Annotated in this window: 14 protein-coding genes; 8 read left to right on the plus strand and 6 right to left on the minus strand. The window is 33.9% G+C overall.

The window, feature by feature from the left end:
• Positions 1-25: 25 nt before the first annotated feature.
• Positions 26-730 carry a CoA transferase subunit A gene (locus BLR30_RS15630; protein WP_089860954.1) on the minus strand — a complete coding sequence of 235 codons (705 nt, stop codon included), beginning with the start codon at positions 728-730 and terminating at the stop codon, positions 26-28.
• 170 nt (positions 731-900) lie between these two features.
• Here BLR30_RS15630 and BLR30_RS15635 point away from each other — a divergent pair, with 170 nt between their 5' ends.
• Complete coding sequence (locus BLR30_RS15635) at positions 901-1278, plus strand: DoxX family protein (protein WP_089860956.1); 378 nt, start codon at positions 901-903, stop codon at positions 1276-1278.
• 195 nt (positions 1279-1473) lie between these two features.
• On the opposite strand, the gene BLR30_RS15640 is transcribed toward BLR30_RS15635, so the two are convergent.
• Positions 1474-4212 carry a fibronectin type III domain-containing protein gene (locus tag BLR30_RS15640; RefSeq protein WP_089860958.1) on the minus strand — a complete coding sequence of 913 codons (2739 nt, stop codon included), beginning with the start codon at positions 4210-4212 and terminating at the stop codon, positions 1474-1476.
• Between the two features lie 285 nt (positions 4213-4497).
• Between BLR30_RS15640 and rplS the strand changes: the two genes are divergently transcribed.
• Both rplS and BLR30_RS15650 read left to right on the plus strand, forming a co-directional pair.
• Entirely contained in the window at positions 4498-4854 is a 357-nt protein-coding gene (gene rplS / locus BLR30_RS15645; protein WP_034709455.1) for a 50S ribosomal protein L19, read from the plus strand.
• 187 nt (positions 4855-5041) lie between these two features.
• Positions 5042-6763, plus strand: a complete 1722-nt coding sequence (locus BLR30_RS15650) for a cellulase family glycosylhydrolase (protein ID WP_089860960.1) — start codon at positions 5042-5044, stop codon at positions 6761-6763.
• Between the two features lie 52 nt (positions 6764-6815).
• Here the strand turns inward: BLR30_RS15650 and BLR30_RS15655 are convergent, their stop codons facing one another.
• Together BLR30_RS15655 and BLR30_RS15660 are read right to left on the minus strand one after the other, a co-directional pair.
• On the minus strand, positions 6816-7949 hold the full coding sequence (locus BLR30_RS15655; RefSeq protein WP_089860962.1) for a reverse transcriptase family protein: 1134 nt from the start codon (positions 7947-7949) through the stop codon (positions 6816-6818).
• A gap of 215 nt (positions 7950-8164) precedes the next feature.
• Entirely contained in the window at positions 8165-9415 is a 1251-nt protein-coding gene (locus BLR30_RS15660) for a phosphoribosyltransferase-like protein (protein ID WP_089860964.1), read from the minus strand.
• Between the two features lie 54 nt (positions 9416-9469).
• Between BLR30_RS15660 and bla-A the strand changes: the two genes are divergently transcribed.
• The 5 genes from bla-A to BLR30_RS15685 all read left to right on the plus strand — a co-directional run bounded on the left by bla-A (position 9470) and on the right by BLR30_RS15685 (position 13388).
• Positions 9470-10351: a CGA/CIA family class A beta-lactamase gene (gene bla-A / locus BLR30_RS15665; protein ID WP_089860965.1), complete on the plus strand. Its 882-nt coding sequence runs from the start codon at positions 9470-9472 to the stop codon at positions 10349-10351.
• Between the two features lie 31 nt (positions 10352-10382).
• Positions 10383-10793 (plus strand): hypothetical protein, encoded by a 411-nt coding sequence (locus BLR30_RS15670; RefSeq protein ID WP_089860967.1) that lies wholly within the window; start codon positions 10383-10385, stop codon positions 10791-10793.
• 27 nt (positions 10794-10820) lie between these two features.
• On the plus strand, positions 10821-11711 hold the full coding sequence (locus BLR30_RS15675; protein ID WP_175443677.1) for a 3-hydroxybutyryl-CoA dehydrogenase: 891 nt from the start codon (positions 10821-10823) through the stop codon (positions 11709-11711).
• Positions 11712-11792: 81 nt separating this feature from the next.
• Positions 11793-13109: a hypothetical protein gene (locus BLR30_RS15680; protein ID WP_089860971.1), complete on the plus strand. Its 1317-nt coding sequence runs from the start codon at positions 11793-11795 to the stop codon at positions 13107-13109.
• 39 nt (positions 13110-13148) lie between these two features.
• Positions 13149-13388 carry a hypothetical protein gene (locus BLR30_RS15685; RefSeq protein ID WP_002977986.1) on the plus strand — a complete coding sequence of 80 codons (240 nt, stop codon included), beginning with the start codon at positions 13149-13151 and terminating at the stop codon, positions 13386-13388.
• 54 nt (positions 13389-13442) lie between these two features.
• Here BLR30_RS15685 and BLR30_RS15690 read toward each other — a convergent pair whose 3' ends face one another.
• Both BLR30_RS15690 and pheT read right to left on the minus strand, forming a co-directional pair.
• Positions 13443-13850, minus strand: coding sequence for an META domain-containing protein (locus tag BLR30_RS15690; protein WP_089860973.1), 408 nt, complete (start codon positions 13848-13850; stop codon positions 13443-13445).
• 169 nt (positions 13851-14019) lie between these two features.
• On the minus strand, positions 14020-16422 hold the full coding sequence (gene pheT, locus BLR30_RS15695) for a phenylalanine--tRNA ligase subunit beta (protein ID WP_089860975.1): 2403 nt from the start codon (positions 16420-16422) through the stop codon (positions 14020-14022).
• Positions 16423-16872: the final 450 nt, after the last annotated feature.

Here is a 16872-nt window from a genome sequence, read left to right on the forward strand (position 1 = left end):
AATGTAAGAGCAATTACCATCTTTATTAATGATCTCTTTTTCTTACGGTACGCTGCTCTATTCTTTTTTCAAATTTTTCACCCTGGAAAATTCTCTGGATCATGATTCCCGGAATGTGTATCTGATTGGGATCCAGCTCGCCCGGTTCTACCAATTCTTCCACTTCTGCAATGGTAATTTTCCCTGCTCCGGCCATCGGATGATTGAAATTTCTTGCTGATCCTTTAAAAATAAGGTTACCTGCATGATCTCCTTTCCATGCTTTAACGATGGAAAAATCTGCTTTAAATGCATGCTCCAGAATATGAGGTTTCCCATCAAAATCTTTTACTTCCTTTCCTTCTGCCACTTCAGTTCCAAAACCTGCCGGTGTATAGAAAGCGGGAATTCCGGCCTGTGCCGCTCTGCATTTTTCCGCCAAAGTTCCCTGTGGCGTAAGCTCTACTTCAAGTTCTCCAGAAAGCATTTGTCTTTCAAACTCTGCATTTTCTCCCACATACGAGGAAATCATTTTTTTGATCTGTCGTTTTTTTAACAGCAATCCCAATCCGAAATCGTCTACTCCGGCGTTATTTGATATGCATGTAAGACCTTTTACATCACTCTCTACCAAGGCATTAATTGAGTTTTCAGGAATACCGCAAAGTCCGAACCCGCCAAGCATCAATGTCATTCCGTCTGTAATGCCTTCAATGGCTTCCTTTGCATTTTTTACTCTTTTATCTATCATGAAATATTAGATTTTTCTGTTGGCTTAAATTTAATACTTTTTCTCATATCCGGAAGAAACAGCTAAGGATTTAGCATACTCCATTAATAGATCTCATCAGACAACGTTTGTCATGGTCTGAATTTTGGTTAAGATTTCCTACACCTTTTTATCACATTAAATTTATTATTATGGAAGCGAAAAACATTTCAAGAATTGCCTTAGGTGCATTTCTCATAACAGCAGGAATAGGACATCTCACTTTTGCGAGGAAGGAATTTCAGGCCCAGGTCCCTGAATGGGTTCCTCTGGACAAAGATGATACGGTTGTTTATTCCGGAATTGCTGAAATCGCATTAGGAACGGCAGTCATTGTCACACCAAAAAAATACCGCAAAACAATGGGGAAAATTGTTGCCGGTTTCTTTGCCGCGGTTCTTCCCGGAAATATTGCACAGTATAAAAACAGAAGGGATTCTTTCGGACTAAATACCGATAATCAGAGATTTGCAAGATTATTCATGCAGGCTCCGCTTATTGCGTGGGCGCTGAAATCTACGGATGAATAATGGAAGCGGCAAAAATTAAAAATTTTTGCCGCTTCTTTTTTAATTGAATGTGAAACTAATTCCTTTAATATCGTATAGATTGGACTGACATCCAATCCTGACATATGTCGTCCTTTCAGGACTCTTTACCGATGCTTTTAATATGGTAAGTTGGACTTGCATCCAATTCTTATATATCGTCCCTTCGGGACTCCGTTATTGAATAATCAATTTTAAAGTAAATAATTTTCGGGTATGAACTTTTACGAAATAGACGCCTTTCGGAAGATTTTCATTAACCAAAGAAAAACGCTGATTGTTAATATTTTTTGATTCATATAGCAAATCTCCGTTTGCTGAAAGCAATTCTATTTTTTCGATAGGATAATCACTTTTGATAAATGTCGGCTCGCCCGGTTTTGTCGGATTCGGATACAATATTACATTTTTCTCCGTACTTTTTGTTTCCTCTGTTCCTAATGTTGATCCGGTTACCTGAAACTGAACTCTGTTTGAAACTTCAGTATAAGAATCATTGGTAAACATCACCATATAATAATTCCCAGGTGTTGCCGGAACTGCTGTTCCCTGAATAGTTTTTGTCCCTTGAGTAACGCCATCAAAATACGTATAAGAAACAAAATTATCATCCGGAACCGTAACGCTTTGAGGGTAGATTCCCAACCAGTCTTTGATGATTCCCGGAGAATCCGTCCATGAAGCAGTAATATTTTCACCCAAAGTATATACCGGTTTATTGGTCCAGAGTTCTGTTACAATATCTCCAACTTTAAAGAATACTTTTTCTCCCACCGTGGTATAGCCGTCTTCCAGAAAATACTGTGCATAGTAATATCCTTTTGCAAGACCTGTAAAATTAAGACTTCCTGACGCTGTCGTAACATAGCTCCACTTTGTAGAATTTACGTTTCCCGGAGTGTGACCCATTTTGTAAATTCCAATCCAGTCTTTTAAAAGATTGGGGCCATTTGAGAAATTAACAGTCACTGTACCGCCTACAGGATAAACATCTGCCGTTGTACTTAATACGACTTTCGGACCTACGTAAAAGCTTTTTCTCGGTGTAATTTCAGTATAACCGTTATTGGCAAAAAATCCTGCAAAATATTGTCCTTTATTGGCAATTCCATTCGGGAAACTTGCTGTTCCGGCTGTCTGCCCGTTGGTATAAACATACGCCTGGGAAGCAATCGCAGTGGGGTTCTGTCCTTTTTTGTAAATTCCTACCCAATCCTGATTGTTCCCTGGCCCGTCTGTGAAAGTGGCAACGATAGGTTCATTTTGTGTGTATTCGGTTTTATCCAGTGTAAACGTCGGATTTGATACAACACTTCCTGTAATCTCGAATTCTTTTGGATCGCTCCAGTCGCTCCATTCTAAGTTTCTGTCCCTGTAACGGACTTTCACATAATATATTCCGTTTGTTATTGAGTTGGCAGCAATGGTTGCTTTTGTAATATCAACACCTGCATTCAGGTTTTTTGTGATATCAGGAGTTCCGTTTCCGTCTTTGCCAAACCAATTTTCGTAATCTCTGTAAAATTCTTTTTCAATGACCGAAAAATCTGCAGCTTTACTGATAAGAAATTGCGTCGTATTTAACAATTCTCCGTTTGTGCTTGAAAATGCGCTTCCGTTTAATGTTAAAGGCAAAGTAACCGGCGCAGTAAATATATTTGATATAGAAGGCTTTGCAGGCTTAGGTTGATTTTTATAGCGGTGGAACGTATCAATCAGTTCATTATATTTTTTATGATAAACGCCACCGATCGAATAAGATTCTACATCTACCTTTCCTGTATTCACATCAACTTCAACGATCTGGTAAGTCCAGTCTGTTAATGTTTTCTGAACATCATCAAAATCCTGTTCGGTCGACATTCCCCAATACTGATCCCATGCAACACCACCGGAAATGATCTGATAGTTCGGGCTATTTTTCAGCTGACCTCTGTGATATAAATGATGATGTGCTCCAACATGCATTAAATATTTTGAAGAAGTCGTAAGAAGCGGAACCGCATTATTCCTCACCCATGTTGAAATATCACCTACATATTGCTCTGCCTGGTATGGTCTGTGGCTCAAAGAAATGATCCAGTCTACGGTAGAATCATTATTGGCTTCATTAAGAATCTGTTGAAGCCAGGTCATCTGCGCTGATCCTGTATGTTCCGAGCTTAAGCTTATAAACAAAACATTTCCCGCCTGTTGAGCATAATAGTTTTCATTTCCCGAAGTGATATTTTTGTATTTTATCTCATCAATATAAAAGTGAGCGTAATATGAATTCATTCCGAGAGTTCCGTAAGTTTCGTGATTTCCGACCGTTGTCTGTATCGGCAGATAAGGAGATAAATTGATATTCTTTTTAAAATGAACATTTTCGTAATGATCCAGCGTTCCTACATCCACCTGATCTCCCACCATGAAAGTGAGCGCCACATTATCAGAAGGATCCGAATTTGGGCCGAACTTTTCTTTTAACTTTTTATAAGCATTTAACGTTAAAGTATCATATCTTGGTTCTGCTTTGATCTGGTTGTCTCCCATAATCAGAAAACGTATTTTACCGTTGGCAGTAACCGGCTGGCCAGGTAAAGGAAGTGTCCTGAAATTGTAAACCGCAGATTCGCTACTGCCGGTTTTTATTTTATAGTAATATTTTGTATTCGGCTGCAAACTGGTGATTTTGGCAGTGTGATAATAATAATTATTGTTGTATCCGGTATCTGAGAAGATATTTGTTGTGCCGGTAAATGTCACATTAAGATTGGACGGATTCGTTCCGTAAAAAACAGTTGTTTCGTTATTGGATGACGTTTTCCAATTGACAATCATTGAGGTTGGTGTCGGGTTTTGTAAATAAGGATACAGATTTTGCCCGAATGTCATCTGGACGACAAAACAAAAAAAGAATAGCAATTTTTTCATAAGTACAGTTTTAAGCTTATAATGTTTTAATAATATAATTGGTAATGAGAAGCCTGTAAGGTGTTTTATTACCGCGCAAAAGTAGAATACTCATGTAAACTGTACCTGATGATAACTTCAAGGAAATATTAATTTTATACCTGAAATTTTCTTAAATATTTCATAAGATTTAATATTAATTTGTTTTGAATATTTGAAAAATGATTTGTATATTTGCAGCCTGTTATTCAACCTCTGACGAAGTCCGTGTAAGTTGCTTAGCTTTAAACATTTTATTTATTAATAATGGATTTATTAAAGTACGTACAAGACAAGTACATTACAAAAAAAGAATTCCCTGAATTCAAAGCGGGTGATACAATCACTGTTTACTACGAGATTAAAGAAGGACAAAAAACAAGAACTCAGTTCTTCAAAGGAACAGTTATCCAATTGAGAGGTACTGGTTCTACAAAAACTTTCACGATCAGAAAAATGTCCGGTGATGTAGGTGTAGAAAGAGTATTCCCTATCAATATGCCTGCGCTTCAGAAAATTGAAGTTGACAGAAGAGGTAGAGTTAGAAGATCAAGAATCTACTACTTCAGAGATCTTAGAGGTAAAAAAGCGAGAATTAAAGACGCTGCTTACAAAAAGAAATAATTCAGACAACAATACATACGAAAAGAGACTGTTTAGCAATAAGCAGTCTCTTTTCATTTATGCTCCAATCATATTTTTCTTCCTATAGAAATATTTTGAATTCTATTTAATAAATTTTAAATATATTTGTCATTATCAAATAGTCATTCTTAAAAAGATCCCATAAAATTTAATATTTAAAACAACTATGAAACGAGCAATCCTACTTTCCGCTTTTTTATTGTCTCAATTTGGGACATCACAACTTTTAAAGACGAACGGACAAAAGATCGTCAACGACAAAGGCGAAAATATACAATTAAGAGGTCTCGGTCTGGGAGGATGGATGCTTCAGGAAGGATATATGCTGAAAACCGCTGATTTTGCCGGTCCGCAATATAAAATCAAAGAAAAAATCGCAGAGCTTATCGGTGAAGACGGAATGAATGAATTCTATAAAGCTTACCTCAAAAACGGAATCACCAAACAGGATATTGATTTTCTGAAGAAAGCAGGATTCAATTCTATAAGGCTGCCGATGCACTATAATCTGTACACATTGCCCATTGAAAAAGAACCTAAAAAAGGTCAGAACACCTGGCTGGAAGAAGGATTTAAAATGACTGATGATCTTCTGAAATGGTGTGCTGACAATAAAATGTACCTGATTCTGGATCTTCATGCAGCTCCAGGCGGACAGGGAAATGACGTAAATATTTCCGACAACGACAAGTCTAAGCCATCCCTTTGGGAAAACGAGGAAAATCAAAAAAAGACGATTGCTCTTTGGAAAAAATTAGCAGAAAAGTATAAAGATAGTCCGTGGATTGGAGGGTATGATCTTATTAATGAGCCCAACATCAATTTCACAGGAAAAAATCCGAACGGAACTGATGAAATGTCGAACGCTCCTCTCTGGAAACTTCAAAAAGATATCACGGAAGCCATTCGTACTGTTGATAAAAAACATATCATCATTATTGAAGGAAACGGCTGGGGAAACAATTATAACGGACTCACTCCACTTTGGGATGAAAATATGGTTTTCAGCTTTCATAAATACTGGAATTATAATGATGATGCTACCCTTAAATTTGCCCTTGATCTTCGTGAAAAATATAACATCCCAATCTGGCTGGGAGAAACAGGAGAAAACTCAAACGTTTGGTTCACGGAACTTATTCAGCTTTTGGATAAGCACAACATCGGTTATGCATTCTGGCCGATGAAAAAAATTGACAATATCGCAGGAATTACCAACGTAAAAATCACTCCGGAATATCAGAAGCTCCTGGATTACTGGAAAAACGGCGGTGAAAAACCATCAAAAGAATTTGCCAAAAAAGCATTAATGCAGATTGCCGAAAATTATAAGTTTACTAATGTAGAAGTAAAAAATGATGTAATTGATGCCATGTTCAGACTGACTGTAGATTCCTCTACAAAACCTTTCAAAAATCTTCAGGCTCCGGGGAAAATTCCTGCAATAGATTATGACTTAGGAAGAATTGGCTCTGCATATAAAGACAATGATTTTATGAATCTCTGGGTAAGTGATCCGGAAAAAAGATCCGAATGGAACTCCGGAAACCAATTGAGAAATGACGGCGTTGACATCTATAAAACCGCAGACAATCAATATTATGTAGGGAAGACAGAAAGTGGTGAATGGCTTCAATACACGATCAATGCAAAAACAGGAAAAGCCTACACTTTTGATATTAATTATGCCAGTAATTCTCCGGCAAAAATCAGGATTGAAGATGCTTCCGGTAAAGTATTAACAACCGTTTCACTCGATTCTACAGGAGGAAATGAGAACTGGAAAACTGTTTCCGCAAAGGGAATCAATCTTAAAAAAGGTGAAAACAAAATCCGTATTTATTTTGAAAACGATGGTGTTAATCTTAAATATTTAGAATTGAAATAAGAAAAAATCTTAAATTGCAAATCCCTTTTAGTTTCTAAGAGGGATTTAAAAACTATTCGCTAATACTCCAATTTATTTTCCTAAAAATATCAAACATTTTATTTGCTACATCTTTATTGATAGAATTTGTATAACAAATATGCCCAAATAGCCAATCATGAAACTGAATAATATTATATTTTCTAAAATCTTTATTTCTTTCTAAATGGTTATTAACACCAAACTTTCTGCAATAATGTAAATGTTTAAATATTTCTTTCCTATATTTTTTTGAGAGATTAACATCGCTTGTCACAGTAAGTCCCGTAACGTATTGACGCTGTCCTTTTTTCTTAATAATGGTTTTTGAAGGATTGACAAAAAAACCTTCAGATTCTATAAGTTTTATAATAAGTTTTGAATATGGTAAAACGCCCTCATTTTTCTTTACTGAAAAAGTGAGATCATCAGCATAACGACTGTAACGAAAATTCAATTTTTTTGACAAATTAATTATTTTTTTGTCTAAATTAGTAGCAATAATATTTGCTAACATAGGACTTGTTGGCGCTCCTTGGGGTAATACAGGAGTCTTAGCATTTCTTATAGAAGATAATTTAAGTTTTGAATATTCATCAAAACAGTTCCAGTAACTTTCTCTATTACTTGCAGTTACTATCTTAGCAATAGAAATAGCTAAATTTTTTATATAGCCAACAGATTCAAATACTTGCACTACTCTGTCAAAAGTAATAGAATCATAAAACTTTAATAAATCAACTTTAAGGATTTTTTCTGAATTTTCATGAACTATTGCGTTATTTAATATTCCTTGATTTGGCATAAAACCTTTACAACAATCTTCTAATTTATAAACATATAAAATATTTAGCAATATCCATTTTTGGATATATTTGAGATCTTTTGAAGGAGCCATTATTTCCCTATAGCCATTCCTTTTCTTTTTTATACTAAAATAATTATATCTTTTATATTTATGTTCATACTTATTGTCATTCTCTCCAATTAAAAATCGAAGATATTTATATTGAACACCAATTTCTTGGGCTAAGTGATGCAAAGAAAAAATTACAGGAAAACCATTTGAATCTAATTTCTTAATATATTCAACGCAAACATCTATATATTCTTTAGACTTCCCTTGCTTTTCAGCTTCCAAAATAAACAGTTCTAAAGGAAAAGGCATTATTTATTACTTATTTAAATTTATTTTATATAAAACTCAAGAATCTAAATAAATTCTTAATAAGCTAAGTGAAATTTTCGTTTATTATAAGTCTAAGCGATTCTACGGTTTGAGAAAATTTCACTTAGCTTATTAAAAATTATCAAGTAGCTTTAAATATTCTTAGTAAACTTCACTAAGACGTTAATAATTTAATACTAACTATTACTAATATTTTATGCCTTTCCTTTGAACTGTTTAGGCAAATTTAAAATATTTTTCAATAACATTCTTTCTCTTGTTTCATTTCTAAAATTTTCTTTTTTAACATTTTTAATAATAGAGTCTATAAGATTAATACCTTCAATTGTCAAATCTTTACTTTTACTGAAAAATTTTTGCTTAATCGCTTTTTTATAGATTTCTTCTAGCTCATGTAGCGTTAATCCTAATAATTGGCATATTAAAATATTTTCCATTTTATAATTTCTACGTAAAAATAATAATGCAATTAAAGAATGATGTTCCTTAATACTATAAGTGAAATTTTGCGATTTATTATTTCTTGTATTATAGTTGTAAAAACTATTATCATTTTTTAAAATATTTAACCCCAATTTTTTATATATTCCAATAAAAAAAGAAAACTCTTTTTTTATTTCTCTTGCCTCACTTATTTTTGATTCTTCAAACCTGGGAAATAAAGATTTCCAACTATCACTATCTTTCCAAATAATAGGTAAGGTATTATTTGGGCTACCATAAGAAAAACTTAAGAATGATTCAGAATTTGAATAACCTCTAGGTAAATATTTGAATGATTTTTCATACTTCAAAATAATTTTTTTAATCTCTTCTATATTACCTAAAAATTTCAATGGAGAAGTATCATTGCAAAATATCTTTGATCTAAATTCAGATTTTATTAATAAATTAGGAAATCTAGACTCTAAATAGTTTTTTGCCTCGAGCATTGTAATTGATGAAAGTAAAGTGATTGATTTAAAATTATTATTATATATCCATTTTTTTGTAGACTTTTTCGAAAATTCTTTACAAAAAGAATGACCAGAACCAACAAAATCATCAATAAAAACAACATGCTTATACTTCCCAATTTTTATTTTTTCATAATCAAATTCAATAGCAATGTTTTTTCTTCGCCTTAATTTCGGTGTATGAGTTAATGGATAGGTTATCAAAGTCGAACTTTTTCCTATTTTCCCATATGGTATAAAAACTATTCCTTCATAAGTTGGGATATCTTTTATTAAACTACCAAGCAAATCATCAAACCTCATTAGCAACTCATTATAAGTAATGAATTCAAAGGTTAACATTAGTGTAAGAATATGGTCTATTTCATCATCCTCAAAATTCTCAAGCCACTTAATAATTTTAGATGGAAAAACCGAATACTTCAATCTAGGAAGTAAATGCTCTATTTTGTTAAAATATTTTTTATTATATTTAAAAGTATAACTCATGTAACAAAATTAAATACTAAATTTAAAAGAAAATCAACTATAAAATATATTTAAATGCAAAAAAAATTTAAATTGGTATTCTTTTTTCTATCCGCATTTATCTATTCCCAGGAATCAGTTTTAGATAAAAAAATCAGTTCAATCATCCAAGATAAAAAATCTACTATTGGAATTTCCGTTCTCGGTTTTGAAAATGGTTTTAAATACAACAAAAATGCAGATAAGAAACTTCCGATGCAAAGTGTCTTTAAATTTCATATCGCAGCGACTGTTCTCGATTATGTTGATAAAGGTAAGCTTTCTCTGGATCAAAAAGTATTATTAGACAAATCCAATTTATTAGAAAATACCTGGTCGCCCCTTCGCGAGAAATATCCCAACGGAGGCGTAGAAATTCCTTTAAGTGAAGTTCTTGAATATACCGTTGCCAAAAGCGATAATAACGGGTGCGATATTCTGCTGAAATTATTAGGCGGTACACAAACCGTTCAGCGATTTATGGATTCAAAAGGTTTGAAAGGTTTTCAGATTAAATACAATGAAGCGGAAATGCACAAAGACTGGAATAATCAATATAAAAATTACAGCACAGCATCTTCTGCTACTGAAGTTCTTAAAAAATTTTATGACGGAAAATTACTTTCTAAAAAATCTACGGATTATTTAATGAAAGTCATGTTTTCAACATCTACGGGAAAAAACAAACTGATCGCTCAACTTCCGGAAAATACGCCCGTGGCAAGAAAAACGGGAGCTTCCGGAAAGAATAATTCCGGCCTGACGGGTGCAGAAAACGAAATCGGCATCGTGACATTACCTAATGGCAAGCATTATGCAATAGCTGTATTTGTCAGTAAATCAACGGAAAGCGATGTGGTGAACTGCAAAATGATTTCAGATATTTCAAAGTCGGTCTGGGATTATTTTAATAAGTAAAATTTTAAGCTTAATTTTAAAACCATCAAAAATGAAAAATTTAATACTAACAATAGCAATCTTCGGCAGCGCATTATTCTCTGCGCAGAAAAGCGAACACTATCTCCAGATTGGTTACGCAAGCGTTTGCTGCGGAACTCCTTCTGAAAAGCCTGTTATGGATTATCTTACAAAGTTTAAACAGAAGAACAAGGTAAAAAATCTTGAAATCTACAAACAGAGCGGATTGGGAAGAGAAGGCGAATACAACTTGTACATTGGTACCGATGGACTTTCAAAAACTCAGAAGGATACTTTCATTAGAGGATTAAAAGCTGCAGTTGACAGGCAGAATAATACAAGAAGCAAAAATAGTGACGGATTGGTCAATTTTAATGAATCAGAAATTATAACAAAAGCTGACCTTTCCAAAGCAAGAAATTTAACATTAATAAAAAAATAAATAATTAAAACTAAATAAGGAAAAATGATCAAAAACATTGTAGTTATCGGAGCGGGAACCATGGGAAATGGTATTGCACATACATTTGCACAAAGCGGTTTTAAAGTAAATCTGGTAGACGTTTCTCAGGAAGCTTTAGACAGAGGCTTAAAAACCATAACCACGAATCTCGACAGAATAATTGCAAAGGGAAACCTTACCGAAGAACAAAAAGCTGAAACGTTAGGAAATATCACTACTTTTACAGCGCTGAAGGATGCTGTTACCGATGCAGATCTTATTGTTGAAGCTGCAACGGAAAATCAGGAATTAAAATTGAAAATTTTCGGACAAATGGACGAGTTTGCTCCTGAAAACTGTATTCTGGCGACCAACACTTCATCTATTTCAATCACGAAAATTGCGGCTGCCACCAAAAGGGCGGATAAAGTAATCGGAATGCATTTTATGAATCCTGTTCCGATCATGAAATTAGTAGAGATTATCAAAGGATATTCGACTTCAAAAGAAACTTTTGATGCGATTTATGAAATGAGCAAAACATTAGGAAAAGTTCCGGTAGAGGTAAACGACTATCCTGGTTTCGTGGCTAACAGAATCTTAATGCCAATGATTAACGAGTCCATCGAAACATTGTACAATGGTGTAGCGGGTGTGGAGGAAATCGATACCGTAATGAAACTGGGAATGGCTCATCCGATGGGACCGCTTCAACTGGCAGATTTTATCGGTCTTGATGTTTGTTTAGCGATCTTAAATGTAATGTATGACGGCTTCAAGAATCCTAAATATGCACCGAATCCGTTATTGGTTAATATGGTTATGGCCGGAAAGCTGGGTGTAAAATCGGGAGAAGGTTTCTACGATTACTCAGAAAGCAAAAAAGCAGAGAAAGTAGCAAAAATGTTTTCAAAATAATTTTGAGTTATGAGTTATTAGATATAAGTTATAAATTTGATGCAAAACTTTGCAATCTGCAACCTAATAACTATAATCTTGATGAAATTTAAAGAAAGAACAATTCAAATATCAATGATCATCACTACCTTAGTGATGATCATTTTACGTTTTTTACTAAACGAAAAAGGACGGGTAAGTCCGGATTCTATTCGTTATATGCGTTTTGCACATGTTTTTCCTACCATTGATAATACGACGACACCGTTGGGGTATCCTTTAAGTATTAAATTTTTTACGTTTTTAGGAACTGATGAATTCTGGAGCAGTAAAATAGTGGGCATTGCAGCATTTCTTTTTATTATAATTTTTTCTTGGAAAAAGAAATTTTTCTTTAGAGAAACGGTTGTTTTATGTGCGTTATTTAGTTTTCTTTCAATATTTTCCTATACGATGAGTGAGGCTTTGACATTGCCTTTCGTGCTATTATTTATTTACACTTCTTCGTTAGTGATTAAGGGAAAACTCAGAAATGGAAAAGCCATTTTTTATCTTTCATTGAGTTTAATTGCACTGTATAATGTCCGTTACAGTTCGCTATTCATTATGGCAGGCACAGGACTTTTTGGATTGGTTTCTTGGAAAAAGCAATATGCAAAAACGTTTATTATTTCAGTTTTGATCGGCGGAATTTTTGTGGTTCTGTATAAATTTTTATTCATTGATTATTTTAATGAAAACTATGTAAATGAATTTCTGGAAATAGGTCTGCACCCAACCTCACAACTTTTAAAAGAATTGTTTCTGGGGCTGTGCACTACTTTTAATCCATTTATTCACATTGCAAATCCGGCGGGAGGCCTCATCAATTATGCAATTTATGGAATTGGCTTTTTTAATATCCTTGTAATGGTGTATCTGTTTATTAAATATAAACTTTCAGAGACTGAGTATTTCTTTATTTTCGTGAGTATTGTCGGTATAATCTGCTCTTATTTCATCCAATATTTCTACTCTGTAAATCCAATTGATTATCGTCTGATGGCTCCATTCAGCTTCCCGATATGGCTCGTGTATTTCAGAAAATTATTTTTGATTTTTAATTATAAAGTATATGCGATAGGTTTTTTGAGTATTCTTTCCGGGCTGGCTTTTACGTGGCTTTCAAGAGGAAATTATCTTGAAAACAGAAAAGAAATGAAAAAGTTTTTACAGTCTGAAAATCTGGATAAAGGACCGGTAAAATTTTATGTGGAAGATATCGAAGATCTTGAATATATTCAGGTTGCAGAACTCATCAGTACCGTAAATCCTTATGTAATACTAAGTTTTAAGCCAAAAGACACTTTACAGAAAACAACTTTAACGAGGTATAAAGTTTTACAAAAAATGAAGATTGACAAGAACAAATACCAATAATTTTATTATCTTTGATTTTAAAGTTAAAACATTAAAAAAATGAAATTACCAAAGTTTTTATTAGCAGATAATTCGGAATTTCCAGAAGATTTGTTCGTAGTTCATACAGAATATCCAAGATTTATCCTGAATGTTGAAGAAGAAGAAGTTGAATGGCTGGATGATCTTGAAGGCGATGACGAAGAAACAATGGCAGATGAAGCTACAAAAGTGGTAGAAGCTGCATTTAAATGGTGCGATGAAGAGTTGGCTAAGTACGACGAAGAAGAGGAAGATTAATAACAATTAAAACATAAAAAAGGAACCCCTGATGGAGTTCCTTTTCTTTTTTATCTATTCAGCTTTATTGAATTTTAATAAAAGGAGATTGTCCTGATAGAGTTCTAGGACATTACCGTTAACAACATATTTGTTTGCTTTTGACATCATGTCCATAAAGTTTTTCTCCACACTCATGTTTTCGCAGGCCATTTTAGTAGAACCCATTTGTCCGGCAGAAAAATTTCCGGAAGAAGGTTCAAGTTTCGCAGTCCCGAAATAATTGTTGCATCCTGCATTTCCGCTGATCTTTTCTCCTTCAATATTCAGGGTAGGAGTTTTACCTTTAACATGATCTGCAAGCGCCCATTTTGTCCCTGCCAGAGAAGGCTGAGCCTTACCTACCTTAGATGCAGAACCTGCCATTGCACCACAGGAAACCAAAACCGCCGCTGTACATATACTTAAAAAAATATTTTTCATTTTTTTCCTTTTGATTTGAATCAAATTTACGTAAATATTATTATTTAAACGGTTTTCATAATCATTTATTATTTTTTTGAAAGCTATTTTCCATAGCTTCAGTCAGGAATAGAAACAAAAAAAAACGGACTAATGTCCGTTTTTTGTATGATTCTATTTGATATTGAAATTAACCTCTTAATTCGGCATTAAATTCTTTTTGGAAAGATTTAACCAGAGAATCCATTACTGATGTAATTTCTTTTTCCTCCAGCGTTTTTTCTTCATTTAAAAGCTCAAAACTCATCGCATAAGATTTTTTGCCCTCAGGAAGATTTTTTCCTTCGTAAACATCAAACAGATTAATGTTTTTGATATAAGGAGACTTATTCTTTTTGGCAACCTGATAAAGATCTTCATAATTTATCGTCTTATCGATCAGCAATGCTAAATCTCTTCTGATCTTATTAAATTTAGGAATATCTTTAAATTTCAGCTCATTTTCAGCACGCAGTTTTTGGGCAAATTCCAGTTCGATTTCTGCATAAAAACATTCCTGATCGATATCAAAATCTTTCAGCATCTGAGTACTTACTTTGCCTATTCTCACTAAAGTTTTACCATCAACCTCGTACGAGAGAGCATCCGAGAACCTTTCATCATTTAAAGCAGTTTCTTTAAAATCAATAACCAGCTTTTCTAACAAAACCTTAACATAAGCTTTCAGATTGTAGAAACTTGTTGCAGATTTTGGCTGTAGCCAGTTTTCTGCCACTTCTCTTCCGGAAACCAGAATAGCCAGCTGCTTTCTCTCTTCGTATTTTTCTTTTTTATGATAAATTTTCCCGAACTCGAAAAATTTGATATCCTGATTTTTTCTGTTTATATTATAAATTGTATTCTGTAAAAGCCCTTCTAACAAAGACTTTCTCATAAACGCAAGATCATTACTTAATGGATTCAACAACTTTACGGCATTCGTTTCATCTTTTACGGAAGTTAATGAATTATTCATCACTTCATTAAAACCAAGTGCCTGTAATGTTCTCGCCCAGCTGTTTTCAAGCTCATCCTGATCTTTTGCATTTAATTTCACCGGAGTAAAAGATATCTTCTGAGGAGCATCGATTTTATTGTATCCGTAGATTCTTAAAATCTCTTCAATTACATCAATTTCCCTTGTTACATCTGCTCTGTATGCAGGAACAGAAATTTCAAGTCCGTTTTGGATTTCATTCAACACCTGAATATCCAGTGCTTTTAAAATTTCTTTTACCTTTTCTCTATGAATTTTTGTCCCTAAAATCTGTTCAATTTTAGAAAATCTGATAATCACATAATTATCTTCAATTTTCTTTGGGTATTCCTCCAAAAGATCGCCAACTAATTTACCTTCAGCCAATTCCTGAATTAATTTAATGGCATGAGTAATAGCAGTTCTGGTAATATTAGGATCCACGCCTCTTTCAAATCGGAATGATGCATCCGTATTCAAACCATGGAATTTTGCTCCTTTTCTCACCGCCACCGGATTAAAGTAAGCACTTTCCAGGAAGATCGTTTTTGTTTCACCGGAAACACCTGAATTGGCACCACCAAAAACTCCGGCAATGCACATCGGATTATCTTTTCCGTCTTTGATGATTATTTCAGAACCATTTAAAGTTCTTTCCACACCATCCAGAGTGGTAAATTTTGTTCCTTGTTTTACCGTTCCTACTTTTACGGTTTTATCTGCAATTTTATCTCCGTCAAAAGCATGAAGCGGTTGCCCGAAACCATGCAAAATATAATTGGTAATATCTACAATATTGTTGATCGGACTCAGTCCGATTGCTTTTAATCTGTCTTTAAGCCATGCTGGAGAATCCGCTACTTTTACGTCTTCAATTACGGCTCCGATATATCTTGGACAAAGCTCTGGATCTTCAACAATTAAACTGAAATCATGAGTACCTTCATTGCTCAACACCACTGAAGAAACTTTCTCAAATTCAGATTTCTGCTTGTTTGTAGAAAGGTAAGCATGTAAATCTCTAGCGACACCGTAATGCGACATAGCATCTGTACGGTTTGGTGTCAACCCGATTTCTATCACCTCATCATTAGCAATTTCAAAATAATCAGCGAAATTTTTTCCGACTTCAAATTTTTCTTCATCAAGAATCATAATTCCTCCGTGATCGTCGCTTAGTCCGAGTTCGTCCTCTGCACAGATCATTCCTTGGGAAACTTCTCCCCTGATTTTGGCTTCTTTAATTTCAAAGAAATTTCCTGTTTTGTCGTAGATTTTTGTTCCGACTACGGCTACAGGAACCGTTTGGCCAGCTTCTACATTCGGAGCACCGCAAACGATATTCAGAATTTTACCGTTTCCAACGTCTACGGTTGTTTTTTTGAGTTTGTCTGCATTCGGATGTTTTTCGTAGGTTAAAACTTTACCTACAACAATTCCCTCCAGGCTGCCTTTTATGCTTTCAAATTTCTCTATCCCTTCAACTTCAAGACCAATATCTGTAAGGAATTCACCGATTCTTTCAGTTTTCAATTCCGTTTTGATAAAGTCCTTAAGCCAGTTGTTTGATATTTTCATCTGATAATTTATTTTTTAAAGCCAGATGTGATCTTACGGTTTCATCTGATATATTTTGAAAATTTTACTTAAATTTTAAGTCTACAAATGTCGTGTTTTTTTGAGAAATAGAGAAATTTATAACAGATTTTAAGAGTTTAATTTTATCCCTTTTTATTATCTTTTTATCATGTATTTTAAAAATAGAACTGATTTATTTTTAATTTCAGTTTTATTGAGTCTGTTTTTTTCTAGTGCTGATTTAAACAGATTATTTCCCATAAATATTTGTAGAATTATTCCGTGAAGTTTGTCATTATGAAAGTATCTAAACATAATTTTTCCAGAATCTTTTCCAGTAACTATGCGTGAACGCTTCAGCATGAACAGTTGTTGTGAGTATTTCCTGATGTTTATCAAAGAACTGTCTCCTAGCCCCGATTGCAGCAATTGTTTGAGCTCATTTTATTT

It is taken from the genome of Chryseobacterium taeanense, assembly GCF_900099685.1.
GTDB lineage: Bacteria > Bacteroidota > Bacteroidia > Flavobacteriales > Weeksellaceae > Chryseobacterium > Chryseobacterium taeanense.

Bases quoted from the DNA above. Each gene is read 5' to 3' on its own strand.
- BLR30_RS15660 (WP_089860964.1), bottom strand. From the start codon at position 9,415: ATGAGTTATACTTTTAAATATAATAAAAAATATTTTAACAAAATAGAG.
- BLR30_RS15655 (WP_089860962.1), bottom strand. From the start codon at position 7,949: ATGCCTTTTCCTTTAGAACTGTTTATTTTGGAAGCTGAAAAGCAAGGG.
- BLR30_RS15635 (WP_089860956.1), top strand. From the start codon at position 901: ATGGAAGCGAAAAACATTTCAAGAATTGCCTTAGGTGCATTTCTCATA.
- BLR30_RS15685 (WP_002977986.1), top strand. From the start codon at position 13,149: ATGAAATTACCAAAGTTTTTATTAGCAGATAATTCGGAATTTCCAGAA.
- BLR30_RS15630 (WP_089860954.1), bottom strand. From the start codon at position 730: ATGATAGATAAAAGAGTAAAAAATGCAAAGGAAGCCATTGAAGGCATT.
- BLR30_RS15650 (WP_089860960.1), top strand. From the start codon at position 5,042: ATGAAACGAGCAATCCTACTTTCCGCTTTTTTATTGTCTCAATTTGGG.
- pheT (WP_089860975.1), bottom strand. From the start codon at position 16,422: ATGAAAATATCAAACAACTGGCTTAAGGACTTTATCAAAACGGAATTG.
- BLR30_RS15680 (WP_089860971.1), top strand. From the start codon at position 11,793: ATGAAATTTAAAGAAAGAACAATTCAAATATCAATGATCATCACTACC.
- BLR30_RS15640 (WP_089860958.1), bottom strand. From the start codon at position 4,212: ATGAAAAAATTGCTATTCTTTTTTTGTTTTGTCGTCCAGATGACATTC.
- BLR30_RS15670 (WP_089860967.1), top strand. From the start codon at position 10,383: ATGAAAAATTTAATACTAACAATAGCAATCTTCGGCAGCGCATTATTC.
- BLR30_RS15690 (WP_089860973.1), bottom strand. From the start codon at position 13,850: ATGAAAAATATTTTTTTAAGTATATGTACAGCGGCGGTTTTGGTTTCC.
- rplS (WP_034709455.1), top strand. From the start codon at position 4,498: ATGGATTTATTAAAGTACGTACAAGACAAGTACATTACAAAAAAAGAA.
- bla-A (WP_089860965.1), top strand. From the start codon at position 9,470: ATGCAAAAAAAATTTAAATTGGTATTCTTTTTTCTATCCGCATTTATC.